The organism is Nesterenkonia halotolerans (assembly GCF_014874065.1).
GTDB lineage: Bacteria > Actinomycetota > Actinomycetes > Actinomycetales > Micrococcaceae > Nesterenkonia > Nesterenkonia halotolerans.
On sequence record NZ_JADBEE010000002.1, the window covers coordinates 480,738 to 506,946 of the forward strand.

General features: G+C 67.2%; 29 protein-coding genes. 8 read left to right on the forward strand and 21 right to left on the reverse strand.

Translation table 11 applies throughout. The features are described 5' to 3' along the window. Positions 1-62 precede the first annotated feature (62 nt). Positions 63-341: a hypothetical protein gene (locus H4W26_RS12465; protein ID WP_192592524.1), complete on the forward strand. Its 279-nt coding sequence runs from the start codon at positions 63-65 to the stop codon at positions 339-341. On the opposite strand, the gene H4W26_RS12470 is transcribed toward H4W26_RS12465, so the two are convergent. The 9 genes from H4W26_RS12470 to H4W26_RS12510 form a co-directional block, all read right to left on the reverse strand. Then, positions 338-892, reverse strand: coding sequence for an RNA polymerase sigma factor (locus H4W26_RS12470; protein ID WP_192592525.1), 555 nt, complete (start codon positions 890-892; stop codon positions 338-340). The genes H4W26_RS12465 and H4W26_RS12470 overlap by 4 nt on opposite strands. Positions 893-1,060: 168 nt before the next feature. Continuing rightward, on the reverse strand, positions 1,061-1,243 hold the full coding sequence (locus tag H4W26_RS12475) for a CsbD family protein (RefSeq protein WP_192592526.1): 183 nt from the start codon (positions 1,241-1,243) through the stop codon (positions 1,061-1,063). Positions 1,244-1,341: 98 nt separating this feature from the next. Then, a complete protein-coding gene (gene amaP, locus H4W26_RS12480) occupies positions 1,342-1,935 on the reverse strand; it encodes an alkaline shock response membrane anchor protein AmaP (RefSeq protein ID WP_192592527.1) in 594 nt (197 codons plus the stop codon). Continuing rightward, complete coding sequence (locus tag H4W26_RS12485; RefSeq protein WP_192592528.1) at positions 1,932-2,474, reverse strand: DUF6286 domain-containing protein; 543 nt, start codon at positions 2,472-2,474, stop codon at positions 1,932-1,934. Before H4W26_RS12485 ends, amaP begins: the two co-directional genes overlap by 4 nt. After that, positions 2,471-2,848, reverse strand: a complete 378-nt coding sequence (locus tag H4W26_RS12490; RefSeq protein ID WP_192592529.1) for an Asp23/Gls24 family envelope stress response protein — start codon at positions 2,846-2,848, stop codon at positions 2,471-2,473. Before H4W26_RS12490 ends, H4W26_RS12485 begins: the two co-directional genes overlap by 4 nt. Then, a complete protein-coding gene (locus H4W26_RS12495) occupies positions 2,845-3,021 on the reverse strand; it encodes a hypothetical protein (RefSeq protein WP_192592530.1) in 177 nt (58 codons plus the stop codon). The genes H4W26_RS12490 and H4W26_RS12495 overlap by 4 nt, the downstream gene beginning before the upstream one ends. Positions 3,022-3,053: 32 nt before the next feature. Further along, complete coding sequence (locus H4W26_RS12500) at positions 3,054-3,566, reverse strand: Asp23/Gls24 family envelope stress response protein (protein ID WP_192592531.1); 513 nt, start codon at positions 3,564-3,566, stop codon at positions 3,054-3,056. Between the two features lie 302 nt (positions 3,567-3,868). Further along, positions 3,869-4,690, reverse strand: a complete 822-nt coding sequence (locus H4W26_RS12505; protein WP_192592532.1) for a hypothetical protein — start codon at positions 4,688-4,690, stop codon at positions 3,869-3,871. Between the two features lie 160 nt (positions 4,691-4,850). Then, positions 4,851-5,597: a class F sortase gene (locus H4W26_RS12510; protein WP_192592533.1), complete on the reverse strand. Its 747-nt coding sequence runs from the start codon at positions 5,595-5,597 to the stop codon at positions 4,851-4,853. Positions 5,598-5,865: 268 nt separating this feature from the next. Here H4W26_RS12510 and H4W26_RS12515 point away from each other — a divergent pair, with 268 nt between their 5' ends. Beyond that, positions 5,866-6,096 (forward strand): hypothetical protein, encoded by a 231-nt coding sequence (locus tag H4W26_RS12515; protein ID WP_192592534.1) that lies wholly within the window; start codon positions 5,866-5,868, stop codon positions 6,094-6,096. Positions 6,097-6,101: 5 nt separating this feature from the next. On the opposite strand, the gene H4W26_RS12520 is transcribed toward H4W26_RS12515, so the two are convergent. The 7 genes from H4W26_RS12520 to H4W26_RS12550 are packed head-to-tail and all read right to left on the reverse strand — an operon-like array spanning position 6,102 to position 15,821. Then, positions 6,102-7,622, reverse strand: a complete 1,521-nt coding sequence (locus H4W26_RS12520) for an NAD-dependent succinate-semialdehyde dehydrogenase (protein ID WP_192592535.1) — start codon at positions 7,620-7,622, stop codon at positions 6,102-6,104. A gap of 4 nt (positions 7,623-7,626) precedes the next feature. Next, the gene (gabT, locus tag H4W26_RS12525; RefSeq protein ID WP_192592536.1) at positions 7,627-9,090 is read right to left on the reverse strand and encodes a 4-aminobutyrate--2-oxoglutarate transaminase; all 1,464 of its coding nucleotides are present in this window, start codon (positions 9,088-9,090) and stop codon (positions 7,627-7,629) included. A 48-nt stretch (positions 9,091-9,138) separates the two neighbouring features. Further along, positions 9,139-10,878 (reverse strand): amidase, encoded by a 1,740-nt coding sequence (locus H4W26_RS12530; protein ID WP_192592537.1) that lies wholly within the window; start codon positions 10,876-10,878, stop codon positions 9,139-9,141. Then, a complete protein-coding gene (locus H4W26_RS12535; protein WP_225940017.1) occupies positions 10,875-11,957 on the reverse strand; it encodes an agmatine deiminase family protein in 1,083 nt (360 codons plus the stop codon). Before H4W26_RS12535 ends, H4W26_RS12530 begins: the two co-directional genes overlap by 4 nt. Before the next feature lie 42 nt (positions 11,958-11,999). Continuing rightward, positions 12,000-13,526: an APC family permease gene (locus H4W26_RS12540; protein ID WP_192592538.1), complete on the reverse strand. Its 1,527-nt coding sequence runs from the start codon at positions 13,524-13,526 to the stop codon at positions 12,000-12,002. A gap of 14 nt (positions 13,527-13,540) precedes the next feature. Next, entirely contained in the window at positions 13,541-14,404 is an 864-nt protein-coding gene (locus tag H4W26_RS12545) for a universal stress protein (protein ID WP_192592539.1), read from the reverse strand. Continuing rightward, entirely contained in the window at positions 14,397-15,821 is a 1,425-nt protein-coding gene (locus tag H4W26_RS12550; RefSeq protein ID WP_192592540.1) for a flavin monoamine oxidase family protein, read from the reverse strand. Before H4W26_RS12550 ends, H4W26_RS12545 begins: the two co-directional genes overlap by 8 nt. A 173-nt stretch (positions 15,822-15,994) precedes the next feature. On the opposite strand from H4W26_RS12550, the gene H4W26_RS12555 reads away from it, so the two are divergent. Further along, on the forward strand, positions 15,995-16,660 hold the full coding sequence (locus tag H4W26_RS12555) for a TetR/AcrR family transcriptional regulator (RefSeq protein WP_318779882.1): 666 nt from the start codon (positions 15,995-15,997) through the stop codon (positions 16,658-16,660). Here H4W26_RS12555 and H4W26_RS12560 read toward each other — a convergent pair. From H4W26_RS12560 to H4W26_RS12580, 5 genes are all read right to left on the reverse strand, one after another. Further along, on the reverse strand, positions 16,641-18,071 hold the full coding sequence (locus H4W26_RS12560; RefSeq protein ID WP_192592542.1) for an aminobutyraldehyde dehydrogenase: 1,431 nt from the start codon (positions 18,069-18,071) through the stop codon (positions 16,641-16,643). The two genes, H4W26_RS12555 and H4W26_RS12560, sit on opposite strands and share 20 nt — an antisense overlap. Positions 18,072-18,435: 364 nt before the next feature. Further along, on the reverse strand, positions 18,436-18,957 hold the full coding sequence (locus H4W26_RS12565) for a hypothetical protein (RefSeq protein WP_192592543.1): 522 nt from the start codon (positions 18,955-18,957) through the stop codon (positions 18,436-18,438). A gap of 240 nt (positions 18,958-19,197) precedes the next feature. Beyond that, entirely contained in the window at positions 19,198-20,010 is an 813-nt protein-coding gene (locus H4W26_RS12570; RefSeq protein WP_192592544.1) for an RDD family protein, read from the reverse strand. Positions 20,011-20,076: 66 nt separating this feature from the next. Then, on the reverse strand, positions 20,077-20,850 hold the full coding sequence (locus H4W26_RS12575) for an isocitrate lyase/PEP mutase family protein (protein WP_192592545.1): 774 nt from the start codon (positions 20,848-20,850) through the stop codon (positions 20,077-20,079). A 115-nt stretch (positions 20,851-20,965) separates the two neighbouring features. Further along, positions 20,966-21,577: a flavodoxin family protein gene (locus H4W26_RS12580; protein WP_192592546.1), complete on the reverse strand. Its 612-nt coding sequence runs from the start codon at positions 21,575-21,577 to the stop codon at positions 20,966-20,968. Between the two features lie 66 nt (positions 21,578-21,643). On the opposite strand from H4W26_RS12580, the gene H4W26_RS12585 reads away from it, so the two are divergent. The 5 genes from H4W26_RS12585 to H4W26_RS12605 all read left to right on the forward strand — a co-directional run bounded on the left by H4W26_RS12585 (position 21,644) and on the right by H4W26_RS12605 (position 26,165). After that, positions 21,644-22,633: a stage II sporulation protein M gene (locus tag H4W26_RS12585; RefSeq protein WP_192592547.1), complete on the forward strand. Its 990-nt coding sequence runs from the start codon at positions 21,644-21,646 to the stop codon at positions 22,631-22,633. Between the two features lie 73 nt (positions 22,634-22,706). Then, positions 22,707-23,621, forward strand: coding sequence for a coiled-coil domain-containing protein (locus H4W26_RS12590; RefSeq protein ID WP_192592548.1), 915 nt, complete (start codon positions 22,707-22,709; stop codon positions 23,619-23,621). Then, the gene (locus H4W26_RS12595; protein WP_192592549.1) at positions 23,618-23,833 is read left to right on the forward strand and encodes a hypothetical protein; all 216 of its coding nucleotides are present in this window, start codon (positions 23,618-23,620) and stop codon (positions 23,831-23,833) included. Before H4W26_RS12590 ends, H4W26_RS12595 begins: the two co-directional genes overlap by 4 nt. A gap of 36 nt (positions 23,834-23,869) precedes the next feature. Continuing rightward, positions 23,870-24,298: a hypothetical protein gene (locus H4W26_RS12600; protein WP_192592550.1), complete on the forward strand. Its 429-nt coding sequence runs from the start codon at positions 23,870-23,872 to the stop codon at positions 24,296-24,298. Positions 24,299-24,488: 190 nt separating this feature from the next. Beyond that, positions 24,489-26,165, forward strand: coding sequence for a TIGR01906 family membrane protein (locus H4W26_RS12605; protein ID WP_192592551.1), 1,677 nt, complete (start codon positions 24,489-24,491; stop codon positions 26,163-26,165). Positions 26,166-26,209: the final 44 nt, after the last annotated feature.

The following is a 26,209-nucleotide window of genomic DNA, read 5'->3' on the forward strand; positions in this document are numbered from 1 at the left end:
TGCGGAAGGGACCTCACCGGCACACTCCGGTGGCGTCCCTTTCGCTGGCTCCGGAGCCGCATGTGAGCACACCTGACCCGCTGCAAGACCCCTGCGCGGGGCTCCTCTTCGAGATCCAGCGTGGAGACGAAGCAGCCTTCGCAGAGCTGTATCGCCGGTATGCCGGCACCCTGCTCCTGCTGCTGTTGAAGAAGTCACCGGAGAAGAACGCCGCCGAGAACGCACTGGCGGAGATCTTCACGCACATCTGGACACGGCCCTTCGCCTTCGACCCAGCGAAAGAAACCGGCCGCGCCTGGCTGTGCGGACTCGTCGCGCGGCACGGGGAGGATCGCCGCTAATCGGAGAGACCGGCAGAGTCGTCCGCCGCGCGGCGGGTTCTCTGGTCTGCCCGCTGGTCGGTCCCCGCGTCGGCACCCTCGTCAGCAAGCCTTCCGAGCGCGGACCGCGCCCGGTGAAACCTCTGCTGCACCTTCTCCGGAGAGACCTGGAGGATCTCAGCGATGGCCGCGAGGGGCTGACCATCGACCTCGTGGAGGACCCATGCCAGGTGTTCATCCACCGAGAGCGTCGTCAGTGCCGCGTCGAGCTGCGATGAGTACTCGGTTGTCGGTTCTGGCCGGTCGGTCCGCGCCCGGATGACGAAGAGGCATCGGTGAGCCGCCAGGCGGAGCACCCAGTGCTGGAATCGAACCTCGGCCGGCAGGGAACCCAGGTGCCTGAACGCCGTGAGGAACACATCTTCGACGATCAGTCGCGCTTCGCCCTCATAGCGGAGCAGCCGCAGGCACAGCGCCAGCACGGCCGGCTCGGAATCCTCGAACAGACAGGCGAAGGACAGCAGGTCCCCGGCCTTTGCCCGTTCGACCAGGGCAGCCTCGTCGTCGTTCATGTCGTGCTCATCCGCCGCCCGGGGAGGGCGGAGTCCGGACGTGTCGTGCTCAGTCAGTTCGTCCCTCCCGAGGTCTCCTGGTCCCCTGACGGGGAGAGTGCTTCACCCGAGACGCGTCCGCTGGCCCCGGTGCATCACCGGGGCCAGCGGACGTTGTCAGTGGGTCAATCAGTTGGTGATGTCGCGGGCGGCGTCCTTGGTCTTCTCGCCGGCCTGCTTCATCTCGGCCTTCTTCTTCTGCGCCGCGCCTTCGGCCTGGGTCTCCCGGTCGCCGGTGGCCTTGCCCACGGTCTCCTTGGCCGCACCCGCGGCCTTTTCGGCGGCGTTGCTGATCTTGTCTCCAACACTCATGGTCGGGTTCCTTTCATCGATGAGATGTTCTGTTGTGTCACGTCCACATGAAGTGGTCTTGTCCCTGACGCGGCCGGTGCCCGGTCGGGTTTGGGAAATCAGGTGAGCTGCAGCTCGGCCTCATGGGACCTCGCGGAGCGTCGCACCGGATCCACGATCACTCGCACCCCGGTGAGCTTCGCCTGCAGCGACTGCTCAACCTCAGCGCAGGTCTGCCGGTGCAGCTGCTCCACGGTGTGGCGGATCGCGCTGCGCTCATCCACCTCGACCTTGATCAGCAGTCCGGGGGACTTCGCCGTGCCCTCGAGCCGAACCGTGGCGCTGAGCACCCCGGGCAGCTTCTCGGCGGACTCAGCGATGGCGCGCTGCAGGACGCTGGAGCTGAGCAGGCTCACCCCAGCGCGGCCGTCGCGCTGGAGCTGAAGATCCCCAGCGCGCTCGGAGCGAGGAACTGCGGCGATGATCCACCAGAGTCCCAGCAGCACCAGGACCACGCTTGCTGCCAGCACTCCTGCGGGAAGCCATGCCGGCAGCGCATCGTGGGAGCCGAGTGCATCATCCGGGGCCGGCGCCTGCTCCCACTGGGTCAGCAGGCTCAGCGCGACTGCCACCACGGCGGCGCCGGCTGCGAGCAGCACGACTCCCAGGAGGAAGAGGATCAGCCTGTTGGGAGCTTTCGAGACGGCGATCATCGCTTGTCCTTCCTCTGCATCGTCACGGCCACCCGGGGGCGCCGCTTGAGCTCCAGACCATCGAAGCGTTCCTGAATCCGGTCGCTCAGCAGCTTCCGAGTGTCCCTGTTGTCGGGCGCCACGGTCCCTACCGCAACTCGCACCGCCGAGGGTTTGGCATCCGCACGGGTGGAGACGGTCCCATCGGTGCGCTCGGCCTCCGCGGCGGCGATGCGGCCCAGCCCGCGGGTCGTGATCACGGTGGTCCGCTCGCCTCCGAACTCGCCCATGGTCATCTCGACGACGGCGGCGCGGCCCGGTTTCAGCGCGAGCACGACCAGGATCACCCCCAGGACGACGGCGAGGATCGCCGCGCCGATCACTGGAGCTGCGCCCCAGGTCAGGGCTTCCAGGCCGTCGAGTCCGCTCAGCGGCTGCTGCGCGGCGATGGCCGCGACGGACCACCAGATGCCCAGGATGCCCGCTGCGAGGATGATCGTCGCGGCCACCAGGGCGGGGATGCGCCGATCGGGTCGCCGTCGGATCTTGGGAGAACTCATTGCAGGGTCCTTTCCTCGGTGCCGACCAGCAGCTGGTCCACGCGCACATCCACCCAGCCGACCGTCACGCCGGTGAGGCGCTGGACCTCGACGCGGATGTGGTTCCGCGCGCGATCCGTGAGCTTCTCCAGCGGGGCGGGATACGGCAGGGCCAGGTGCACGGTGATGTTGGCGATGCCGCCGTTCATCTGGACTGCTGTCTTCGGACGCACCCGGGACCCGGTGCCGAGCCCGGCGAAGGTCAGGCGATCGGTGGCCGATACGCCGCTGAGCTCTCCCGCCACATGCGCGGCGGTCTTCTCCACTGCGGCATCCTTGATGATGAGCCTGCCGCGGGTCTCGGGGGCCGTGGTCTTTTGCGCCGCGGTGTTCATCGCCGGCGCCGTTCTGTGAGGTTGTTCAGGTCCACCCGACCTTCAATGGCCAGGCCCACGAACAGGCCCAGTCCACCGAGGAAGGCGACCCCGAGGAACGCCAGGAAACCCTCGAGAATGGCGACGACGCCGAGGATCAGGCCGACGAACAGTCCTACATGTGATGCTTTCATGTGCTTGCTCTTTCGCTCGGTGGACTTCAGGGTCAGGCCAGCTCGTGGCCGGACTCGCGGGGCTGCTCGTCATCTTCGCCGGGCAGGTGCACGTCGGCGACGGTGATGTTGACCTCGACCACCTCAAGCCCGGTGCCGTGCTCCACCGAACGGATCACGTTGCGGCGGATGTTCTCGGCGACCTCCACGATGGCGGCGCCGTACTCCACGATCACGATCAGATCGATGGCGGTCTGGCGTTCGCCCTTCTCCACGGACACGCCACCGCTGACCTGGGTGCGCGAGCCGGGAATGCGCTCCGAGATGGCGTCGAAGGTGCGCCGGGCGATGTTTCCCATGGCGTAGACCCCGGGGACTTCGCGGGCGGCGATGCCGGAGAGCTTCTGGACGACAGTCTCTTCCACGGTGGTCGCCCCGTACTCGGTGACCAGCGGGCTGTTGCTGGCGGCGGCGGCCTGCTTGCGCGTCAGCTCGGCGCTCTGGCCGTTGCTGTTCTGCGCGGCGGCCTGTGCGGGCTTCTGGGCAGCGGAAGTGTTCTCAGTCATGGTCAATCTCCTGTGAATCCATGAGCGCTTCAACGCGCTCTGTGTGAACGGAAACTCTGACCGAATCGATCAGACACAAGCTAAGACGCAGCGCGCGGAAGATCCTCACGCTGTTTCTCAGATTTTTTTCAAACGGGTGCCTCGGGCGTCGGGTGCGGGGCACTGGTTGCGGGGCACCGGGCGCACGAAAATGTGGCTCCACGGAACCGAGGTTCCGCGAAGCCACATCGTGCGCGTGGCGTCAGCTGACGAGCATCACGCGCGGTGATCGCCTCACGCTGTGGGTGAGGCGTTCATTGTGTTCAGGACTCGCTGGGGTTGCGGCGCATGAAGTACGCACCTGCACCGATGGCTCCGAGGGCGAGCGCTCCGCCGCCGGCTGCCATGGCCATCCCGGAGCCTTCGGAGGCGCCGCCCGCGACGCCGGTGTCGGCACCGCCCTCAGGCATGCCTTCCATCTGCGATCCGGTCAGGGTGCCGCAGGCCGCGGGCAGGGTCGCTGCCAGGGGCAGGGAGTCGTCCAGCTCGGACTGAGCGTTGGCTGCTTCCTCGCTCAGGACGGTGGGGTCGACGCCGTGGACGACGACGACGCCGGTGCCGTCAACCATGGAGGCCACCACGTCATCGGGCAGTTCCAGGCTGCGCTCGTAGGTGTAGCTGCTGCCACCGGGGAATCGTTCCACAGCCAGGGCCGAATCGGCAGAGGTGTCACCTTCGATGGTCAGCGAGGATCCGATGCCGCCGTAGAAGGGTGCGCCTTCTTCGACGTTGACGGCGCCGTCGCCGTTCTGATCAGCATCGGCTGGCGGGCAGATGCCCTGGGAGCCGAAGTGGATGTGCTGGGCGTGGGGGAAGGGTCCGTCCATGAAGGTCTCGGCCGCGCCGTCGACGGTCATGTAGACGGTGGCCTGGTTGCCCTGACCCTCGATGAGGACGTCACCGACGGTGCCGGAGTTGTTCAGCGGGTCCAGGTTGGCCTGGAAGGACCAGGACTGGCTGGAGTCGGAGGTGGCGGCGCCGTCGGTCTCTCCACCGTGACTGGAGTGGGCCATGGCCGGGGCTGCGGTCATGAGCATGGCACCCAGTGCCACGGTGGGGATAGCGAAGAATTTTGATGTACGCATGTGAGAACTCCTCATCGAAAATGATGTGATTGCACGGACTCGATCATGGTGTCGACCAGGTCACGTGATGGGAGTTCGGAGCCAGATCAGAATCGGATGGGAAAAATTCGAAAAAAAGTGTTTTCGCTCACAGATCCACCCCAGAGGGGTGCCCCTCGGCCTAATTCATGAGGGTTGCATAGACGACATAGTTGTCCTCGTACTCGCCGGTCGTCTCGTTGTACCCGTCGCAGGTGATCAGCCGCAGTTCAGCCTCATCGGTGTTCCCGTAGACCTCCAGGGTCGGGAAATCGTTCTTCCCGTACTGCTCCGCCTTCGTCACGGAGAACACCGCGGTGTTGCCGTCTTCGCGATAGACGCTGATCTCGTCGCCCTCGGCGAGCTGCGGCAGAGCGGCGAAGACCCCGGGCTGGCCGGCGGAGTCGTCCACATGGCCTAGGAAGACAGACGGCCCGGCCTCACCTGGGGTGGGGGAGCCGGTGTACCAGCTCGCGGGAGACCCGGGAGCGCCCGGCGGCACCTCCAGTGTGTTGTTCTCGCGCAGGCCGAGGTGCAGCAGCTCGGAGTCTGCATCGATGGCCGGAATCGAGAAGGACGCCGGTCGTGACTCCTCCAGGACTTCCGGCTCCGACGCGTCGTCGCTCTCCGGTGAGGCAGTCGCCTCGCTGGATTCCTCGGCGGACTCGGTCTCGGTGGGCTCAGCATCGGTGGGCTCAGCGTCGGACGACGACGGGGTGCTGGGAGTCTCCACGGCGGCCGCGGTGGACTGTGCGGCGGGGTCTTCCTCGGCACCCCCTGCGCAGCCGGACAGGAGCAGTGCAGTGAGTGCGGAGACAGCGATGAGGCGATGTCGAGGAGACTGTTTCCCGAGGTGGTGGGAGTCAGTGATGGTCTTCCTGGGGTGCATGTCTGCCCACTTTCTTTACGCGCTGACGCCGTCGCAGAGCATGTTCGCGTGACGCTGCGCACAGGTGCTCTCCGTGATGTCAGGGTACTGGTTCATCCCTGGTCCACATGCGCAGGATGACTCCCGTTCAGTCATCCAGAGCGACCGAACGTGCCCGCCAGACGCGCTGACCAGGACTTTCTTCGTCACCATGGAGCGTTCGACCAGTTTCGACGGCTAACTTCCTGGTCATGGCTGCCACGCCATGACGATATGAGAGGAAGCAACCATGACTGAGTACCGAGTCGCCGTCACACTTCGCCGCCGTCTGGACGAGAAGGAGGTCGGGCAGATGCACGCCAATCGGAGCGCGTCAGTCTCGGAGTACGAGATGGAGGATGAGGATGTCGTCGTGGTCACCCTTCATGCCCCGAACGCCCTGACCGCCACCGAGACGGCCGAGATCCAGGTCCAGCGAGCCACCGGCGTGGAGATCGCGGCCACGCAGCTCGTGCCCTGAGGTTCCTAGGCGGGACCCCAGGGGCTCTCGACGCCGATGTACTGGGTGCTGGTGTACTCGCTGATCCCCTCGGCCCCACCTTCCCGGCCCAGCCCTGACTGCTTGACCCCGCCGAAGGGCGCGGCCGCGTTCGAGATGACTCCTACGTTGAGCCCCAGCAGACCGAAGTCGATGCGATCGCCGATCCGCAGTCCCCGGGAGATGTTCTCGGTGAACACGTAGGAGGCGAGCCCGTATTCGGTGGCATTGGCAAGTTCCACGGCCTCGTCCTCGGTGCTGAACGTCATCACCGGGGCGACAGGTCCGAAGATCTCTTCGCGCATGACCCGGGCCTCTGCGGGGACGTCGCGGAGCAGGGTCGGGGCATAGAAGTGGCCGGGTCCCTCGATCCGGTGACCGCCGACGACCACCTTGGCGCCGCGCTCCACTGCCTCGACGACCAGGCCTTCCACGGAGGCGCAGGCTTTGGCGTCGATGAGCGGGCCGACGTCGGAGGTCTCCTCGAGCCCGGGCCCCACTTTCAGTGCGGACATCTTCTCCGCGAGTCTGGCGATGAACTCCTCGGCCACTGACTCGTGGACCAGCAGGCGGTTGGCGGCCGTGCAGGCCTCGCCCATATTGCGCATCTTCGCGGCCATCGCGCCAGCCACGGCCTTGTCCAGATCCGCGTCCTCGAACACCAGCAACGGGCCGTTCCCGCCAAGCTCCATAGAGGTGCGCAGCACGTTCTCGGTGGCCTGGCGCATCAGATGCTTGCCCACCGCAGTGGATCCGGTGAAGGAGATCTTGCGCAGTCGGGAATCGGCCAGCAGCGGCTCAGAGATCTCCGCGGGAGAATCGGTGGGCAGCACGTTGAGCACGCCCGCCGGAAGTCCCGCCTCCGTCATGAGCTGGGTGAAGTACAGCGCGGTCAACGGGGTGAGACCTGCGGGCTTGAGGATCATCGTGCAGCCCGCCGCAATGGCAGGGGCGACCTTGCGGGTGGCCATGGCAAGTGGGAAGTTCCACGGGGTGATCAGCAGGCACGGACCCACCGGCTTGCGGGTGACGAGCATGCGCAGATTCCCCTCCGGAGTGTCGGCGTAGCGCCCGTAGTCGCGCACCGCCTCCTCGGAGAACCAGCGAAGAAACTCGCCGCCGTAGCCGACCTCGCCGCGGGACTGCGCGAGCGGCTTGCCCATCTCCAGCGTCATCAGCAGTGCCAGGTCCTCGGCGCGTTCCTGCACCAGGTCGAAGCCTCGGCGCAGGATCTCCGCCCGGCTGCGCGAGGAGGTGCGTCCCCACGCCTCCTGCGCGGTGGCGGCGGCATCCATGGCGGCAGCCGCGTCCACGGAACCGGCCGAGGCCACCGTCGCGAGGACGTCCCCGGTGGCGGGGTTCTCCACGGTGAAGTGGGACCCGGAGTCGGCCTCACGCCAGCGCCCGTCGATGAAGAGCTGGGTCGGGGTGGCGGCCAGCGTGGCCTGGACGCGGGAGGTCAGATCGTGTGCCTGAAGATCGGGTGAGGTCAGATCGGGTGATGTCATCGGATCAGCCCTTCGCGGCAGTGACGTGGGAGGGGGCAGTGACGTGGGAGGGTGCAGTGAGGTCGGAGGCGGTGCTGGAGTGGCTGCGCAGGACAGATTCGAGCACCTCCAGGCCGTCGCTGAGCAGCTGCTCATCTATCACCAGCGGGGGCAGCAGCCGGACGACGTTGCCGTAGGTGCCGCAGGTCAGGATCAGCACCCCCTGGCTCAGACACGCGGCAGCCACGGCGCGGGTGGTCTCCGGGTCCGGCTCGGTGGTGCCGGGCTTGACCAGTTCGACGGCGAGCATCGCCCCCCGTCCGCGAACCTCACCGATGGGCCCCTGATCTCCGCCGAGCTCCTCGGCCAGCGCGCGCAGCCGCGGTGTCACGAGCTCCTCGATTCCGCGGGCACGGCCGGCGAGATCCTGTTCTTCCATCGTGTGCAGCGTGGCCAGCGCTGCGGCGCAGGCCACCGGGTTGCCGCCGTAGGTGCCCCCCAGACCACCGGCGTGGACGGCGTCGAGGAGCTCGGCCCGACCGGTGACCGCTGAGAGCGGCATGCCGCCGGCGATGCCCTTGGCCATGGTGATCAGATCCGGCACCACGCCCTCGTGCTCGGAGGCGAACCAGGCTCCTGTGCGGCAGAAGCCGGACTGGACCTCGTCGGCGATGAAGACCACCCCGTTCTCCCGGGCCCAGTCGGCGAGGGTGGGCAGGAACCCCTCGGCGGGGACGATGAAGCCACCCTCACCCTGGATCGGTTCGATCAGGATCGCGGCGATCGATCCAGCCCCGATCTGCTTCTCCATCTGCTCGATCGCCCGGCGCGCGGCCTCTTCTCCGGTGATCTCCGGGTTGGCCTCGCGGTAGGGGTAGCTCATGGGCATCCGGTAGATCTCCGGGGCGAAGGGACCGAAGTTGGTCTTATACGGCATGGTCTTCGCGGTCAGGCCCATGGTGAGGTTGGTGCGCCCGTGATACGCGTGATCGAAGGCGACCACGGCCTGCCGAGACGTTGCGAGCCGGGCGACCTTGACCGCGTTCTCCACGGCCTCGGCACCGGAGTTGAACAGCACGGTCCGCTTCTCGTGGTCACCAGGGGTCAGCCGCGCGAGCTCCTCGGCCACCGCGATATAACCCTCGTAGGGGGTGACCATGAAGCAGCTGTGTGTGAAGTGCCCGACCTGCTCGGTCACCGCCTGCGCGACGGCGGGAGCGCTGGCGCCCACCGAGGTCACCGCGATCCCGGAACCCAGGTCGATGAAGCTGTTGCCGTCCACGTCGCGGATGATCCCGCCGTCGGCGTCGGCAGCGTAGACGGGCATCGTGGAGACCGCGCTCGCCGGGACTGCCTTGGCGCGGCGGGCGGCCAGCTCCTGCGAGGCGGGTCCGGGGATCGCGGTGAGCAGCTCCCGGCGCTGCGGGAGCCGAGATTCCAGTGTGGGCAGGGCGCGGGAGGACACGGAGGAGGTGGGGGACAGCGTCATCGGAATCGGCCTTTCGGGAAGATCAAGAGGTATGCAGGGTGCTGGTTGCTAGAGGCGGGGGGTCGCCGGAGGTTCGGTGCGCCGGTGACCGGTCGACTCGAAGGCTGCGGCGACTCGCAGCAGCCGGACGTCGTCGTAGGCGCGGCCGGCGAAGGTGATGCCCACGGGCATTCCGGTGTCGTGCATCGTGCCCATGGGCAAGGTCACGGTGGGGATGCCCAGGTGTCGCCAGACGAGATTGCCGTTGGCCACCCAGACGCCGTTGCGCCAGGCGACCTCGGCCGAGGCGGGGGAGACATCGGCGTCGGCCGGTCCGACGTCGGCCACTGCGGGGAATGCGATGACGTCGAGTCCAAGCTGGTCCAGCCACTGCTCGAAGTCCTGCTCCCGGGTGCGCACCAGCCCGGTGATGCCTTCTTCCATGAGCGCCAGGTCCCCGAGCTGCAGGTCGGGGCGCTCGCGGATCAGCACGGGCAGCGTGGCGATATCGTCGTCGAACCCGTCGTAGCGATCAGGCAGAGCCCCGGGAGGTGCGGGGAAGATCTGACTGCCATCGACCTGGGCGAGGCTGTGCAGCGCCTCATCCCCGTTGGCCTGCAGGAAGTCTTCCCAGGCCCAGGCGCTGAGCTCCGCCACCTCCTGGCGCAGATATTCCTCGGGCACGAGCCCGCGGCCGGTGATCGTGGGGGCGCCTGGTCGGTCTCCCTCGTAGTTGCTCAGCACCGGCAGGTCACAGTCGGTGAGCGCGGCGCCGTGCTCGGTGAAGCTTGCGCAGGCGGCCTCGAAGAGCTCCAGCACGGAGTCCCGTGGGTGGATCGTGCGGCCGGTGGAGCCGCCGATGCCGGTGGTCCCGTCGGCATGGACCGGTGCCGTCCCGGCCTCGGGGTCCTTCCCCAGGAAGATCTGCGGGGCTCCGACGCGCAGGCCGCTGAGGATGCCGTAGGCGGTCTGGTGATCCGCGACCTCCAGCGCGGTATAGGACTCCGGTCGCAGCTCGGAGGCTCGCGGCAGGGCAAGCCAGGGCTGGACCCGCCAGAAGTCACCGCGGGTCTGTGGGTCATCGGCGACGATTACGTCCAGGACCTCCAGCAGGTCCGCCATCGTGCGGGTCTGCGGGACGACGACGTCCATCGTCGGCACCAGCGGCCAGTTCCCGCGCATGGAGATGACTCCCCAGGAGGGGGTATAGGCGCAGAGTGCATTGTTCGACGCCGGTGCCCGCCCCGAGGACCAGGTCTCCTCCGCCAGCCCGAAGCTGGCGAAGCTCGCCGCGGTCGCGGTGCCGGAGCCGTTGGAGGAGCCGGAAGCGAAGGCCGAGGTCAGGTACTCCGGGTTGTACGGGCTCTCGGCCCGGCCATAGACGCCGCGCTGCATGCCCCCATTGGCCATCGGCGGCATGTTCGTCAGGCCGATCAGCACCGCACCGGCGCTGCGCAGCCGTCCCACCACGAAGGAGTCATGCTGCGCGACCAGATCGGCGAAGGCGTGGGAGCCCGCGGCGACGGTGAGGCCCCGGGCCATGTAGCTGTTCTTCGCCGTGTAGGGGATGCCGTCCAGCGGGCTCAGCGGTGCACCGGCAGCGCGCCGCGCGTCCGAGGCTTGAGCGTCGGCCAGCGCTTGCGGATTCATCACCACCAGGGAGTTCAGCTGCGGTCCCTGCTGGTCATACGCGGCGATCCGCTCCAGGTAGGCGTTGAGCAGCTCTTCGCTGCTGGTCCGGCCGTCCTCGAGCGCATCGCGCAGCTGGGAGATCGTGGCTTCGACCACGTCAAAGCGTGCTCTGCTCATCGCAGCCACGATTCCGCGATACCGCCTGAATCTCCTGCACTGGCCGGGGATGGCTGCTGCTGGGTGATGCAGTGGATGCCGCCGCCGAAGCGCAGGATGTCCCGGGCGTCGACGAGTTCGATGGCCCGGTCGGGATAGGCCTGGGCCAGGAGGGCCGCGGCCTGCTCGTCGCGCGGGTCCTCGTAGGCGCAGAGCACGACCACGCCGTTGGCCACATAGTGGTTGATATAGGTCCAGTCCACGTACTCCCCGTCCTGCCTCAACGTCTGAGGCGCGGGGACCTCGATGATGGTGAACGGCTTGCCCTCGGCGTCGCGCGCGGACTCCAGGAAGCTGCGCATCTCCTCGGTGACCTGGTGGTCGGGGTGGCTGGGGTCCTCCTGGCGGTGCAGCAGGATGTGACCGGCGGGTGTGAAGGCGGCAAACATGTCCACGTGTCCGCGGGTGCCGAACTCCTCATAGTCCTTGGCCAGCCCGCGGGGGAACCAGACGGCGTTGCTGGTGCCCAGTTTCGCGTGGATCTCCGCCTCGATCTGCTCTCGGCTCTGGTGGGGGTTCCGACCCTCATCGCGCTGGACGGTCTCGGTCAGCAGCACCGTGCCGCGACCGTCCACGTGAAAGGCGCCGCCCTCATTGACGAGGTCGCTGGTGATCCGCCTGCTGCCGGCCTGCGCGGTGATGGCCGCCGCGATGTGCGCGTCGCGGTCCCAGGCCGCCCAGCTCTGCGCTCCCCAGCCGTTGAAGATCCAGTCGACGGCGGCAAGCTCGCCGTCGTCCTGGTGGACGAAGGTCGGGCCGATGTCGCGCATCCAGGCATCGTCGAGCGGCATCGGCACGATGGTGGCCACCTCGCCGAGCAGCTCGCGAGCGGCGGGTTCGTCATGGGGTGCGGCCACCACGGTGACGGGCTCATACTGGGCGATCACCCGGGCCACTCGGGCCCAGGCTGCCCGGGCGGCTTCGAGAGTGGCCGAGCCGGGGTCGCCGAAGGTGTCGTTGCTCGGCGGGAAGGCCATCCAGGTGCGCTCATGCGGCGCCCATTCGGGGGGCATGCGCAGCGCGTGCTGAAGCGAGGTCATGGTGCTCCTGTCGCAGAATGCGGCTGGGTCGGATAGGACGGGTCAGTCGGCGATGAACTCGGTGGTCTCGAAGCGGTTGCGGAAGAACTCCGGACGCTTGCGGTACTGCCAGAACATCGCCGCGATGCCCAGGATGAAGACCAGCATGCCCAGGATGAAGACCAGGCCGATGCCGCCGATCTCCGAGCCGGAGCCGTAGTCGGGATCCATGGAGTCCCAGATGGTCTGGCAGAAGAAGATCAGCAGCAGGATGCCGCCCACCAGGGGAGCCAGGAACTTGTTGAAGAAGGCGCCGGCGGAGGCGGTGGCCTCGGCGCGGAAGTACCAGACGCAGGCCAGAGCGGTGATCCCGTAGTAGAAGCAGACCATCATGCCCAGCGTGGTGATGGTGTCCCAGAGGACGTTCTCGGAGATGATGCGCATCACCACGTAGAACACCGAGGCGATGACGACGGCGACCACGGTGGCGTAGGCCGGAGTCTGGTAGCGCGGGCTGACCTGCGCGTATTTGCGGCTGAGCGCCCCGTAGTGACCCATGGCCAGCATGGTGCGGGCGGGAGAGATCATCGTGGACTGCAGCGAGGCCGCCGAGGAGGACAGCACGGCCAGGGACATCAGGATGGCCATCGGACCCATGACCGGACCGGCGAGGGCGGCGAAGACGTTCTCCTGGATATCAGGGTTGCCCAGGCCGAACTCGCCCTCGGAGACTCCGGAGAAGGACAGCGCACCCAGGGTGACCACGGTGTAGAGGCTGACGACCACCAGGATGGTCAGGATCGCGGCACGACCCGGAGTGGTGGTGGTTCCTCGGGATTCCTCGTTCATGGTCAGGACCACGTCCCAGCCCCAGTAGATGAAGACCGAGAGGGCGATGCCGGCGGCGAAGGCGGAGAAGGACTCGATCCCGAAGGGGTTGAACCATTCCCAGCTGAAGGCGGTGGCGTCGAAGGCGGAGCCGACCGAGGCGTGGCGGAAGGCGGCGATGGAGAACCAGAGCAGCACCACCAGCTGGAAGGAGACCAGCACGTACTGCACGGTCTTGGTGGTCTCCATGCCGCGATAGGAGACGTAGGCGGCGATCGCCATGAAGATCACACAGGTGATGACGTTGATCGGGACGTTGCGGGTCAGTTCCGCGATCGAGTCCACGCCGGTGAGCTGGCTGATCGCCAGGTAGAAGAAGTCCACGGCGATCCCGGCGAGGTTGGAGAGCACCAGGATGGTGGCCGCGAGCAGCCCCCAGCTGCCCATCCAGCCCACCCAGGGGCCGAAGGCCTTGGACGCCCAGGTGAAGGTGGTGCCGGCGTCGGGCATGGCCCGGTTCAGCTGCCGGTAGCCCAGGGCGACGAGCAGCATCGGGATGAACCCGACGATCAGCACCGCCGGGAGGTGGTCGCCCACCGCCGAGGCTGTGGGGCCCAGGGCCCCGGAGAGGGTATAGGCCGGGGCGATGGTGGAGACCCCGATGACGACGGCGCCGAGCACGCCGATGCTTCCGATGCTCAGCCCCTTGCTGTGGGCATGCTGTCCCGTGGCCTCAACGCTGGTGCTAGGTGATTCGCTCATGATGTTCTCCTGGCTCAGCGCGCCTGGGGCGCACTGGATTCGAGGTCGCGCGGCAGCAGGACCATGGGGATCGGCAGATGGGACAGGACGCGGGCGGCGGTCATGCCCAGGAAGATGTGCCGGCGGCGGGCCAGCGGGGAGGAGCCGATGAGCAGGATCGCTCCCTGGGGCCAGTCCACGGTGTCCACGGCGTGACGCAGAGTCTTGCCGCGGGCGACGATGTGCTTCGCGGAGCTGTTGCCGGCCTCGCCTTCGTCGGACGAGTTGCCGGACTCTCCGTCAGGCGTGCCGGCCCCGCGGGCGGCGTCACCATCCTGGAAGGTCACGTAGCTCAGCTCGGCGCCGAGCTGAGCAGCCCAGGCCTCACTGGTCCCGGCGACCTGATGCTGCGGGTGGGCGGCGGAGACGGCGCCCATCACATCGGTGATGGTGGTGGCCGCGCGGTAGCCCGCCGGGGCGAGCGCCACGGGCACTGGCGCGCTGTGCAGCAGGGCGGTGACTGCCGGGTGGGTCATGATCCGGCCGAATCCGATGCCGGACCCGGTGACCAGCACATCGGAGCCGAGCTCCTCGACCGCTGCCACGAGGCCCTCGGCCACCGAGCGGGCGGGGCGGACGTGGCTGTGGTGGGTGACCTCGGCAGGGATGACCGCTTCGGCCTCGTGGATCCACTGCTGGGCCTGCTCGGCGATGATCCCCTGCACATTGCCCACCGGAGGGTAGGCGGGGTTGAACGGGTCGTCCTCCTTGAGGACCAGAATGACGTCGAGGGTCGCTGAAGCCGAACGGGCCAGGGCGATTGCGAGTGCCAGGGCGTCGTGGCTGCGTTCATCGCCGCCGAACCCCACTGCCACCCGGTTGAAGGAATGCTCAGCCATGGTTGACCTCCATGTGATCTGGTGTGTGCTCCGCGAGCCGGTGCACGATGTCCTGCGCGGCCCGGCGACCCTGGCGGAGAGCTCCGTCCACGTGCTGGTAGCCCTCTGCGGCGAGGTCGGAGCAGGCCCAGTGCAGCGGGCCCACGGCGCGGCGCTGGTGGGCGCCGTAGCGGGAGAGGCCGCCGAGGTCGAAGCTCGCCGCGTAGGCACCGCGCGTCCATTCCTCGGAGCCGAAGTCTGACTCGTAGTAGACCTCGGGGGTGAGTGCTTCCTCGCCCAGGTAGGCGGCCAGGGAGCGCACGATCGCCTCGCGCCGGTCCTGCTCGGGGAGGGCGAACATCTCATCGGCCTTCTCATCGGAGATGAAGGCGACCAGGGTCCCGCGGGTGTCCTCATGGTTCGTGTTGTCGTAGACCTCCTGGCAGATCTCGTTGGGTCCGAATCCGGTGCCGGAGAGGCCCTTGTCCCGCCAGAACGGTGTGGCGTAGACCGCGTGGACCTTGATCACCAGGCCCATGGACTGGTGCTGGTGCATCTGGTGCTGCAGGCGGGGCAGCGCCGGTTCGAAGCTGATCCGCGAGTAGAGGTTCGGCGGCACCGCGAGGATCACCTGCTGGGCGCGGACGGTGACCCGGTCGGAGAAGACGGTAGCCCCGCCGTCGTCGTTCCAGGAGATGGTGCGCACCGGGGTCTCCAGATGCACCGAGCCCTCGTGGAGCCGGGAGGCGATGGTCTCGGAGACGCTCTGCATGCCGCCGATCACGCGGCGGTCCAGGATGAAGTCCTCATCGACCAGGTTGCTGAAGGAGCCCGCGGAGGCGGCCATCAGCACAGCCTGCAGCGCGGAGAAGGCATGATCGGGCTTGGTCAGCATCCCACCGGCCAGGAAGATCGCGATGTTCTCCCGCGCGGCGGCGTCCTCGGTCTGCTCCCGGAGCCATTCGTTGAAGGTCACCGTGTCCAGCTCGCGGGCCTTCGGGTGCGCCCACGGCTCGGCGGGGCCGATCGAGGCGGCCAGCTCATCGAGGATGCCGATGATGCGCTCCATCTCGGCCACGGTGCGCTCGTGGGCGGGGAACATGTCGCCGGTGTACTCGTGGCGTTCGCCCTCGCGGTCCAGGTAGATGTTCGCGCCCTCGCGGTAGCGGGAGAAGGTGCCCATGCCGAGTTCCTCGAGCAGGCCAAGGAGCTCCGTCTGATCGGGGGAGACCCACTGGCCGCCGATCTCCAGGAAGGCCCCGTCGATCTCCTTGGACCAGGTGCGCCCGCCGACCCGGTCCCGCGCCTCGAGCACGATCACCGATTGTCCGGCGGCCTGCAGCGTGCGAGCCGCCATGAGCCCGGCCGGACCTGCACCGACGACGACGACGTCGGCCTCCAGCGCCTCGGCGCTGCCCACTGATCTGGTGGTCTGCATAGTGTTCCCCTTCACATTTAAATTAACTATATTCATTAACGGGCAGTGTCGAGCTGCTGTCAAGCCCCTGGGGCGGGATTTCATCTGGGTGTTACACGGGCGGTGGAGCGACTCGCGGTAGATTGAGTCGCTGTCAGCCCATGAAGCGCAGCATCGAGCAAAGGACCTCAGCAGTGGCCGCGGAGAAGACAAGCCCTCGACGCCGAGGACGCCCCACCTCTCCGGTGCTTTCGCGCAGCATGATCGCTGGACGCGCCATGGAGCTGGTGGCCGAGCGCGGCTATGACCACCTCACCATGGCCGGGCTCGCACGGAAGCTCGGCGTCTCTGCCTCCGCGCTGTATAACCATGTGTCTTCGAAACATGACGTGTTGGTGCTGATCCAGGACCGGCTCAACGAGGAGATCGACTACAGCGCCTTCGATCACCAGGACTGGCCCCAGGGTCTGCGCCACTGGGCGCACTCCTACCGCGAGTGCTACATCGAGCACACCGAGCTGATCCCGCTGATCGCGGTGCTGCCCATCGCCGACGCGCCGCAGTCGGTGAAGATGTATGAACACGTCTTCACGGCGCTGCACTCCGCGGGGGTCGAGCAGCGTGACGCGGTGGACATCATCGTCGGGATCGAGGCGCTGGTCTTCGGTGCCGCCTTCGACGCCTCTGCCCCGGCTGACATCTTCGACCCGGGCGGCCTCCTGGAGATGGCGCCAGCCTTCGCTGAAGCGGCGGCCCTGCGCGCGGCTGATGCCCGCGGCTCCGCCGATCGCGCCTTCGAGATGGCGCTCGATGCGCTGATCGACGGACTGCGCCGGCGGGTCAGTCCAGAGCGTGCATGATGTGCTTGACCCGGGTGTACTCCTCGACTGAGTAGTTCGAGAGGTCCTTGCCGTAGCCAGAGGACTTGAACCCGCCGTGCGGCATCTCCGCTACCAGCAGCAGGTGGGTGTTGACCCAGACGCAGCCGAAGTCGAGGTCCCGGGTGAAGCGCATCGCGCGGGTGTGATTCGTGGTCCAGACGCTGGAGGCCAGTGCGTACTCCACCCCGTTGGAGAGCTCGATGGCCTCCTCCTCGGTGGAGAAGCGCTGCACGGTGAGCACCGGGGCGAAGGTCTCCTCCTGAACCAGCTCGTCCTCCTGGCGGACCCCGGTGATGATGGTGGGCTCGACGAAGAAGCCCGTGGCATCCTCCGACGGCGCGCCACCGGTCACCACGGTGGCGTGGGCCGGGATGTTCTTGAGCTTGGTGCAGACCGTCTCGTAGTGGCGCACGTTGTTCAGTGGGCCGAAGTCGTTCTTGGCGTCGTCGGAGTGGCCAGTGGTCACCTTGCGCGCCTCGGCGGCGAGCAGGTCCACGAACTCGTCATGGATGCTGTCCTCCACGATCACTCGGGTGACAGCCGTGCAGTCCTGCCCAGCGTTGAAGGTGCCAAAGGTGATCAGCGCCTCGGCTGCCTTGGCCAGGTCTGCGTCGGCGAAGACGACGGCGGGCGCCTTGCCACCGAGCTCGAGGTGAGTGCGCTTCACGCCCTCCGCGGCGGAGGCCGCGACATGCTGACCCGCGCGCACCGAGCCGGTGATGGCGACCATCGCGGGGGTGGGATGCTCGGTGAGCAGCTTGCCGGTGCTTCCGTCGCCGAGGACCACGTTGAGCACGCCTGCGGGGAAGACCTCACCGGCCAGCCGAGCGAGGACCAGCGTGGACTCTGGGGTGGACTCGGCCGGCTTGAGCACGATCGTGTTGCCGGCGGCCAGTGCGGGTCCGATCTTCCAGATGGCCATCATCAGCGGGAAGTTCCAGGGGGTGATCTGCGCGACGACGCCGAGCGGTTCACGGCGCACATAGGAGGTGTGGCCCCCCATGTACTCCGCGGCGCCACGGCCCTCCAGCAGGCGGGCCGCGCCGGCGAAGAAGCGCAGCTGATCGGCGCCCGCGGCGACCTCCTCCTCGGCGATGATCCTCCGCGGCTGACCGGTGTTGCGGTGCTGCGCCTCGACCAGCTCGTCTGAATGCTCCTCCATCTTGTCCGCCAGGGCGAGCAGGCAGCGCTGCCGCTCCGAGGGGGTCACGGACTTCCAGGCGGCGAAGGCCTCCCGGGCCGCGGCGAAGGCGGCGTCGACATCGGCGGCCTCCGAAATGGGGGAGACGGCGACGCGTTCCCCGCTGACCGGGCTGACGACGTCCATGTCCGAGGAGCCTGTGGCCTCGACGAATGCTCCATTGATGAAATTCTCAAGCCGTGAGCTCACAGAGATCTCCTCCATTCAGATAATGATTCGTGTTCATTTTAGGACGGTCCCGTGTGATGCGCAACACTCGAGTGAGGATGGTGCTCGCCGCCTGGCAGTCCCCAAGGGGTTCGGGTTGAACCCGCGTGAGCATTGAAGGAATCGAGGTGGAGGGTCTGACCACACTCTCGCCGGACCAAGATGCAGTCTCCGCTAGAAGCCCGTTCTACAGAGCCTTAGGGCTGTCGATTCAGCGATCTGGGCGCTTCTTCGCAACCGGGGGTCTTGGCACTCAATACGCTCTACTGGGGCGCTGTTGGAGTCAGGGCGTGTCCTGTGACCGTGCTCGCTCCGCCCGGCGCTTCGGCGCTGTTTCGGCCGCCTACTAACCCTGCTGCAACCCTGGAACACGCTGTTCATTTCGAACTTCCGCACCCACCGAAGTCAGTTCCAAGCGAGAGAGAAACTCACTCTGCGTCTTCACGGCGAGGATGTGCTCTTCCTGATGAAGCAGCCTCGCACCCCCGTGGATCTCGTCTTCACTGAAATTTCGGTTGAGAACGGGGTCGCAGTGCGAGGCGTCGAAAGCGTCATGCGCCCCGGAGAGGTGGCCATCCTGAGGGTGGGGCAGCGCAGTGAGGATCTCGTATGCCGCGCTGTAGACAGGGTACTCGGCGTGCCAGTGGCGACCTTGCAAGTGTCCGTCCGGAGATAGTGCCGAATGGGGGTCGCTGCGAAGTGACTCTTCATGGATGCTCAACCATCCGCGTTCATCCAATTCGCTGCGAATGAATGGTTGTTCTTTGGGAGGGAGAATCTCGTCAGGCACCAGACAGATCGGAATGCGCCGAGATTCTTGTTGGCTCATCCAAATCAAGGTCCGGTAGGCGAAGATCGTGAGAGACATCAGCATTGCTCCTAGCCAGGCAACCCTAGTGTTGGCAGACCCGCATCGTTCAGTCAGCCTACAGATCCGCTCCGTCAGATGGAACAGTATTCTGGATAACGTAGAACCTGAGGCGTGATCCGCGTCTGCAAAGCCGGTCAGTCCTGCGGTCCTCAGCTCACGGCGCTGGATGGATCGGCACCGCATCATGCGGCAGGGCCAGGCTCAGGCGTAGGGCCAGGCTCAGGCGTAGGGCCAGGCTCAGGCGTAGGGCAGCTTATGCAGGCGCTCGCCCATCCGGTGCTGGCGGTCAGCCTGGGTGCGCAGGCGCCGGTACTCCCGGTTCCGCCGCTCGGCCATGACCGCGACCAAAAAGTCCGTGGCCGACGACGGCGGCGCCGGGGGTGCCACATAGACGGCCACCTCATTGGCCAGCCGGTTCGCCGTGTGCTCCAGCGCCTGGGTGTTGTGCCCTTTGGGGGACTCCTGCACTGTGCGCAGCAACCGGGAGGCCCGGGCCGCCACCGGATCGGGGATCCGGCCGAGGTCTGCGATCTGAGTCCAGGAGGTCAGCTGCGGCGGCACCGGAAGCATCATCGGCTTCACCGCAGGCTGGCGGACCCGGATCACATAGGTGCCCGCGACCATATCGCCCAGCCGCTTGGTGCGCCGGCTGAACATCCCCGCGAAGAGCGGCACCATGCCGAAGGTCAGATAGACCTCCCCGAAGCCGACCAGCGCGCGGATGGCGGCATGCCGCAGCCGGATCGCGCCGCCGTCGTCGCGCACCACCCGGGTCCCGAAGATCAGCCGACCCACCGAGCGGCCGCGAGACAGCGTCTCCACAGTCATCGGGACCACCACCAGGCAGAGGATCGCACCGCCCAGGGTCACCGCCGCCTCGAGCGCCGGATTGGAGAAGGCGACCGCGGCTGTCAGCCCGGAGAGGATCACGAAGGCGAGCAGCGCGAACCAGTAGACGATCAGGTCCACGATCAGCGAGGCGGCCCGGGTGATCAAGGAGGCGGCTGGAAGCTCCAGCTCGACTCCCTCGCCGGTGATGACATTGCGCATGCGCCAAGCCTAGCGTCAGCGGACCCGCCGGAACTGGAGAGTCGGCTCCGAGTCTCTCCCGCCTGACTAGGAGGCTGGTGTCCAGGGCTTGAGGATCTCGTTCATGGCATCGGTGAGGCTGCGCTGCAGCAGGGGTCCAAAGGAGACACGCTTGACGCCCATGCGGGTGACCTCCTCCAGACTCATCCACTCCGGAACGGCACCGTTGACCGGGTGAGCGGTGACGTTGAGCGGGGTGGTCACGGCGTCGAGGATCTTCTCCAGGTACTCCTTGGAAGGCACCTTCACCGGGTAGAGCGAATCCGCGCCGGCCTCCTCCAGCAGACGCAGCCGCGTCAGCGCGTTCTCCAGCTGGGCCTCCGGCGCCTCGTCCGTGGTGAAGGCGTCGGTGCGTCCGTTGATGACCAGGTGGGTGCCCGCGGCGTCGGCGGCTGCCCGGATCTGCGCGATGTAGGCGCCGTGTTCCTGCGGGGAGCGCATCTCGTCCATCGAGTGGACGGTGTCCTCGATGTTGATGCCGACCGCGCCGGATTCCAGGGTCTTTCGCACGAGCTCCTCGGCCGGGGTGTCATACCCGGACTCCAGGTCCACGGAGACCGGCAGGTCCACCACGTCGGTGATCCGGCGGACCACGGCGAGGACCTCGTCCAGGTCCATGCCCTCGCCGTCGGCCTGACCGAGGGAGTCGGCCACAGGGTGGCTGCCGATGGTCAGGGCGGAGAAGCCCGCGGCGGCGCAGGTCTCGGCGGACCAGACGTCCCAGACGGTGGGCAGGATGACCGGCTTGTCCTGGTGGTGCAGGTCGAGCAGGAGCTGGGCGCGTTCTTGTGAGGTAGTCATCTCCGAATGCTTGCACAGCTGCCACCTCGTGTGAAGTCCGAGGTCAGTGGCGTCTGCTCTGGAGAAGGGTGAGGCGCCAGGCTCCGGGAGGAATCAGTGGCGGCTCAGCGCTGAGTCAGTTCCCCGGGTACTGCGCCTGGCTGAGCTGACGAGCCAGGTGCACCGCATTGGTGGTGGCGGTCTTGTTCGTCGCGGCGACGGCGGCAGGGGTCTCGGTCAGGTCCTTATAGTCCTTGGGGTTCATCGCCTCGTGGTTCCAGTAGGTGCCACCCTGCGCGGGGATGGTGAACCCGATGTCGTTGAGCCCCTGGAAGGTGTCCGCGATGATCTTGTGGGCGCCGTCCTCGTTGCCGACGACGGCGACGATCGCGACCTTGCCGAACATGACCGGACGGCCCTGATCGTCGGTCTCGGAGAGTGCCGAGTCCAGACGCTCCAGCACGCGCTGCGCCACGCTGGACATGTGGCCCACCCAGGTGGGGGTGCCGAACACCAGAATGTCCGCGGCCTTGATGCGCTCCAGGATCTCCGGGAACTGATCGCCGTTGCCCATATCTGCTTCCACACCGGGCTTGACGTCATAGTCGACCACTCGGATGGTCTCGCCGGTGACGCCGTGAGAGTCCAGCTCGGCCAGCAGCTGGTCAGTGATGACGTCGGTGCTGGATTCACCGGGGGAGGGCTTGAGCGTGCAGTTCAGAACGAGGGCATGCAGGTCAGTGTCCATGCTCGGCACGCTACGGCGAGCGGGGGAGTCCCGCAAGCAGAAGGACGGTCGCGATAGTCTCGTGCCGTGGATATCGACGCCTTCATCGCCGTGCACCAGCACGAATGGGACCGGCTCTCCAAGCTGGCCTCGCGGCGGCGGCTCAATGCGGCCGAGGCCGATGAGATGCTGCGTCTCTATGAGCGGACCTCCACCCACCTGTCCATGATCCGTGCCGCCGAGCCGGACTCCCCGGTGGTGCCCTCGCTCTCGGCACCGTTGGGCCGGGCGCGGGCGCATCTGACCGGGGCGGGGGAGAACGTCTTCGTCTCCAGCGCCTACTTCTTCACCCAGACCTTGCCGGTGGCGTTCTATCGGATCCGCTGGCTCACCGTGATCCTCGGTGCCGCGTTCATCGCGGTGGCCGTGGGGTTTGCGCTGTGGACGGCGAATCATCCGCAGATCGACCTGCTCATTCCCGAGGGTGACCGTCAGGCCTACGCGGGTACCGAGTTCGTGAACTATTACTCGGAGAATCCCAACTCCAGCTTCGCCGCCCAAGTGTGGACCAACAACGCCTGGATCGCCGCCCAGGAGGTGGCCTTCGGGATCAGCGGGGTCTTCGTGCCCTTCGTGCTGTTCATGAACGCCCAGGGGCTGGGCATGGCGGCCGGGATCATGGCCGAACAGGGCGAGGCCTCCACCTTCTGGCTCTACATCCTTCCCCACGGGCTCATGGAGATCACCGCGATCTTCATCGCCGGCGCCGCCGGGCTGCGGATCTTCTGGGCCTGGGTCGCTCCGGGTCAGATGCGCCGTTCCGCTGCCCTGGCTGCGGAGGGACGCAAGCTGATCACCGTGGCCTTCGGTCTGGTGCTGGTGCTGCTGATCTCCGGTGTCGTCGAGGGGTTCGTCACCCCGTCGGGCCTGCCGCACTGGCTGCGGATCGGGATCGGGGCTGCCGTGCTCGCGGCCTACTGGGTCTACACCCTGGTGCTGGGCGGACGAGCGCACCGGGCAGGGGTCACTGGGGACCTCGGAAAGTACGACGCCGGCGCGGTGGAGCTGACAGCCTGAGGCCCGGTCAGTCCAGGATCTAATTCCGTGAAACCCCTGTTGCTCGATTTGACTCAGGAGTACAGTCCGAGATATGTCACAGGACTCAGGCAGCGAGGAAGCTCAGGGCAGCGGTCCCCTGGGATGGTTCACCCGTAAGGCGAAGGAAGGTATTGCAGATATACCGGCCAACATCGCCTGGCTCGTCAAGGGTGCCCCCAGCGGCAGCTCCGGTGATGATTCTTCGGGCCCGGGGCAGCGCGCCCGAGAGGTCATCGCCGATACCGTCCCCTTCGGCAAGGACTCGCTGGATGTCCGCATCAAGCGGGCCCAGGACGCCTTGGCAGACGCGCGGCGCAGCGAACAGCAGGCCGTAGAACTCTCCCAAGATGCCAAAGAACGCTCCGAGACCGCCAAGCAGGTGGCTGAGGAGGGCCGGCGTCGGAAGGCTCAGGCCGAGAAGGAGAACAAGGCAGAGGTCAATGCTCGGGTGAAGGAGGCGCAGAAGCGCGCGGACGAGATGGTCGCGAAGGAGCGCTCCGAGGCCGAGTCCGATGCGTCAGAGAACCTGGAACAGGTCACCTCCGAGATCCGCGACCAGAATGAGAAGGCTCAGGATGAGGCGCAGGCCGCCAAAGAGCGTGCCGAGGCCGCAGTAGAGTCCGCCATCGAAGAGATGACCGAGGCGCGCAAGCTCGCCGACGACGCCGCGGCCCAGGCACGCGAGGCCGCTGAGGAAGCGCACCGACAGGCCGAGGCGCTCGCGGATCGTGCGGGGGAGCGGGCCGAGGAAGCTGATGCCACTCTGGCCGAGACGCAGGAGATCCACGCTGGGGTCTCCAAGGAGTCCGCGACGGTGGTCCAAGAAGTCCAGACCAATGAGGTCACCGAGGACCTGGCCAGCTACACCAAGGCAGACCTGCTCAAGCTCGCCACCAACCTGGACATCCAAGGCCGCAACTCGATGCTGAAGAGTGATCTGATCACCGCGATCGAGGAGGCCCGATGAAACGCCATCCCGTCCAGGCCGTCCCCGAAGAAGTGGAGTCGACCTATATCGACTATCTGCGGGATCCGGCACAGCGGGCCGCGAAGGCCGTCGCCTCATACGTGGATCCCAAGACGCTGGGCGTCACCGGAGCCGGTGTTCTCGGCGGGGTCATCGTCACGGTTGCCGCCAGTGCGGTGGTGTCCTCGCTGCGAAAGAAGGCGCAGGGGTGAGCCCGCAGAGCGACACCCGGCTCGCCGCCCAAGGCCATGCGCCGTAAACACCGCGCCGCGCCCGAGCACCAGCAGCTGGGGCGCCCGGTGGAAGCGGAAAGCCGGGCAAACCTCGGCCAGGGACGGATCCTGATCGAGGCCGCCGTCCGGGCACGCCTCCTGGGCTTCCAGCTTTTGCGTCTGGATGCCGAGGTCGTGCTGACCCCGGTCCGTGCGGCACCGCCGCCCCTCGCGACTGGGCCGGTCCCCGGATCCGAACCTGGTCCACCACCTCGGCGGGTCGGTCGTGAGCGGCCGAATCCGGAGAAGAACCCAGGTTCACGGAGTAGACGCGAACCTCCGTGGAGCCCCCTGTCCGCCGAAGAGTCGAGGCCGGGGGCCTCCATGGCGGCGGCGCGAAGGCTGCTCGAGGAAGCCGATCGCTCGCTGGAGCAGGCGAAGGACGGGAACGAGCGCCGTTTGTAGCCATTTCGCTTCTCGACCGTTTCGTACCGGATCGGCTAGGAGAGTGGCCTGTAGCACACTGCGGGCGCTGCGGGGCCTGACATTTCGTTCCGATGTCGAGCTCGTGTCCGACTCTCCGGGCTTCCTCCCCACATTCGGGACGGCGCACTCATAGTGTTGAGAAGAGTCAGTAATGCGTGGAGAGGCAGACATGAGCGCGAATTCCGAACGGAACGAGGCCGGCAGGCCCGCCGATGACAACGAAGATTTTGAATCCGGACTGGATTACGGTGCCTTCGCGTCCGAAGAGCCAGATTTCCCCGAGGACAAGCTGAGCGCCGAGCGCGAGCGGCAGGCTGCGCAGCCGCGCCAGTCTGCCCCGGCAGAGCCGCAGCAGACAGAGCAGCCACAGGCCGCGCAGCACGATGATCAGGCCACCCAGGCGATGCCGGCTGCCCGTGAGCAGCAGGCCGCCCCCGGACGCCATGACATGGCCTACGACGACGCCACCCAGAACATCCCCACCCAGCGCGCGCCGCACGGTGACTCCGCGGTCGGTTCCCCCGAGCGGAACACCGCCGCGGAGAACCCCAACGCCACCCGGTCTCTGGATGACGCGCGCCCCACCCGGGAGACCCGCTCGCTCGAGGACACCACCCGGTTCACCGGTGCAGCCGCCACAGGCACCCCCGCTGCCGGCGGCACCGCTGGTACAGCGGCCGCGACCGGCACCGCCGGCGCAGCAGCCCCACACACCCCGAGCCCCACCCCGGCCACGCAGACCGGAGCTGACACCCATCAGCCCACGGAGAACGCCGCGGAGCTCAGCCGCCGCGAGCAGCGCCGTCGGGACCGGCATGACGCCACCAACGATGACCAGGACACCGCCGTCGTGCCCGCCACCGCCGCGGCAGGCACCGGCGCAGCCGCCGGAGCCGCAGCTGGCACAGCAGGCGCAGGTTCGGTGGATCACTCCCGCCGCCACGCCTCCAGCCCGTCCCACGCCGTCTACGGCGGGGACGAGTCCATCACCAACGAGGACCTCGATGAGGAAGTCTCGCGCTCCAAGCGCGGGATCTCCCGGTTCTTCCAGGTGCTGATCGCGATCTTCACCCCGATCCTGCTTCTGGTCGCCGCCGTGCGCCTGGTCGCCTCCCCGCTGTTCCTCTGGGTGGCGTACAAACGCCCCTGGATCCCGGACGGCACCTATAACCTCAACGCCGATGACCGGCTGACCTACGGCTCCTACGGCACCGACTTCCTGACCAACCTCGCGGACTCCCGCTACCTGGGCGATCTCGCTCCCGGCGGCGAAGCACTGTTCACCGCCGAAGAGGTCTCCCACATGGTGGACGTGAAGTTCGTGCTGTTCTGGGTCATGATCATCGGTCTGGCGCTGCTGGTCATCACCTTGATCCTGGCGATGCTGCTCCGAGCCTGGCGCCCCGGGGGAGTGGCCCGCGGCCTCTTCGCCGGCGCCTGGGTGACACTGGGCATCATCATCGCGGTCGCCGTGCTGGCGATCATCGACTGGCAGTTCTTCTTCGCCGAGTTCCACCGGATCTTCTTCGCCGATGGCACCTGGACCTTCCCTGCCGAGTCCATGCTGATCCAGCTCTACCCCGAGCAGTTCTGGATCGACGCCGGCATCGCCGTGGTCGCCCTGGCAGTGCTCTTCTCGCTGATCCTGCTCATCGCCACCTGGCCGACCAAGCGTCGCCGGGCACGCCGTGCGGCACGCCTGGCCGAGGTGCATGAGCGCCGCAAGGCCAAGCTGGTCGATGAGCTGAACCAGAGCAACGGTGAGTACAGCGATGACTCGAACCGCACCCGTGACTACGGTCATGACCGCGATCACGACCGCCGGAACACCCAGGCGGTGGGCTAGGGCCCACAGTACGACGACGGCGCCAGCTCACCTTCGGTGCCGCG

Bases quoted from the DNA above. Each gene is read 5' to 3' on its own strand.
- H4W26_RS12520 (WP_192592535.1), bottom strand. From the start codon at position 7,622: ATGACATCACCCGATCTGACCTCACCCGATCTTCAGGCACACGATCTG.
- H4W26_RS12510 (WP_192592533.1), bottom strand. From the start codon at position 5,597: ATGCACCCCAGGAAGACCATCACTGACTCCCACCACCTCGGGAAACAG.
- H4W26_RS12545 (WP_192592539.1), bottom strand. From the start codon at position 14,404: ATGGCTGAGCATTCCTTCAACCGGGTGGCAGTGGGGTTCGGCGGCGAT.
- H4W26_RS12600 (WP_192592550.1), top strand. From the start codon at position 23,870: ATGCGCCGTAAACACCGCGCCGCGCCCGAGCACCAGCAGCTGGGGCGC.
- amaP (WP_192592527.1), bottom strand. From the start codon at position 1,935: ATGATCGCCGTCTCGAAAGCTCCCAACAGGCTGATCCTCTTCCTCCTG.
- gabT (WP_192592536.1), bottom strand. From the start codon at position 9,090: ATGACGCTGTCCCCCACCTCCTCCGTGTCCTCCCGCGCCCTGCCCACA.
- H4W26_RS12540 (WP_192592538.1), bottom strand. From the start codon at position 13,526: ATGAGCGAATCACCTAGCACCAGCGTTGAGGCCACGGGACAGCATGCC.
- H4W26_RS12580 (WP_192592546.1), bottom strand. From the start codon at position 21,577: ATGGACACTGACCTGCATGCCCTCGTTCTGAACTGCACGCTCAAGCCC.
- H4W26_RS12550 (WP_192592540.1), bottom strand. From the start codon at position 15,821: ATGCAGACCACCAGATCAGTGGGCAGCGCCGAGGCGCTGGAGGCCGAC.
- H4W26_RS12490 (WP_192592529.1), bottom strand. From the start codon at position 2,848: ATGAACACCGCGGCGCAAAAGACCACGGCCCCCGAGACCCGCGGCAGG.
- H4W26_RS12605 (WP_192592551.1), top strand. From the start codon at position 24,489: ATGAGCGCGAATTCCGAACGGAACGAGGCCGGCAGGCCCGCCGATGAC.
- H4W26_RS12535 (WP_225940017.1), bottom strand. From the start codon at position 11,957: ATGACCTCGCTTCAGCACGCGCTGCGCATGCCCCCCGAATGGGCGCCG.
- H4W26_RS12570 (WP_192592544.1), bottom strand. From the start codon at position 20,010: ATGCGCAATGTCATCACCGGCGAGGGAGTCGAGCTGGAGCTTCCAGCC.
- H4W26_RS12595 (WP_192592549.1), top strand. From the start codon at position 23,618: ATGAAACGCCATCCCGTCCAGGCCGTCCCCGAAGAAGTGGAGTCGACC.
- H4W26_RS12565 (WP_192592543.1), bottom strand. From the start codon at position 18,957: ATGTCTCTCACGATCTTCGCCTACCGGACCTTGATTTGGATGAGCCAA.
- H4W26_RS12530 (WP_192592537.1), bottom strand. From the start codon at position 10,878: ATGAGCAGAGCACGCTTTGACGTGGTCGAAGCCACGATCTCCCAGCTG.
- H4W26_RS12470 (WP_192592525.1), bottom strand. From the start codon at position 892: ATGAACGACGACGAGGCTGCCCTGGTCGAACGGGCAAAGGCCGGGGAC.
- H4W26_RS12500 (WP_192592531.1), bottom strand. From the start codon at position 3,566: ATGACTGAGAACACTTCCGCTGCCCAGAAGCCCGCACAGGCCGCCGCG.
- H4W26_RS12495 (WP_192592530.1), bottom strand. From the start codon at position 3,021: ATGAAAGCATCACATGTAGGACTGTTCGTCGGCCTGATCCTCGGCGTC.
- H4W26_RS12485 (WP_192592528.1), bottom strand. From the start codon at position 2,474: ATGAGTTCTCCCAAGATCCGACGGCGACCCGATCGGCGCATCCCCGCC.
- H4W26_RS12575 (WP_192592545.1), bottom strand. From the start codon at position 20,850: ATGACTACCTCACAAGAACGCGCCCAGCTCCTGCTCGACCTGCACCAC.
- H4W26_RS12475 (WP_192592526.1), bottom strand. From the start codon at position 1,243: ATGAGTGTTGGAGACAAGATCAGCAACGCCGCCGAAAAGGCCGCGGGT.
- H4W26_RS12590 (WP_192592548.1), top strand. From the start codon at position 22,707: ATGTCACAGGACTCAGGCAGCGAGGAAGCTCAGGGCAGCGGTCCCCTG.
- H4W26_RS12505 (WP_192592532.1), bottom strand. From the start codon at position 4,690: ATGCGTACATCAAAATTCTTCGCTATCCCCACCGTGGCACTGGGTGCC.
- H4W26_RS12515 (WP_192592534.1), top strand. From the start codon at position 5,866: ATGACTGAGTACCGAGTCGCCGTCACACTTCGCCGCCGTCTGGACGAG.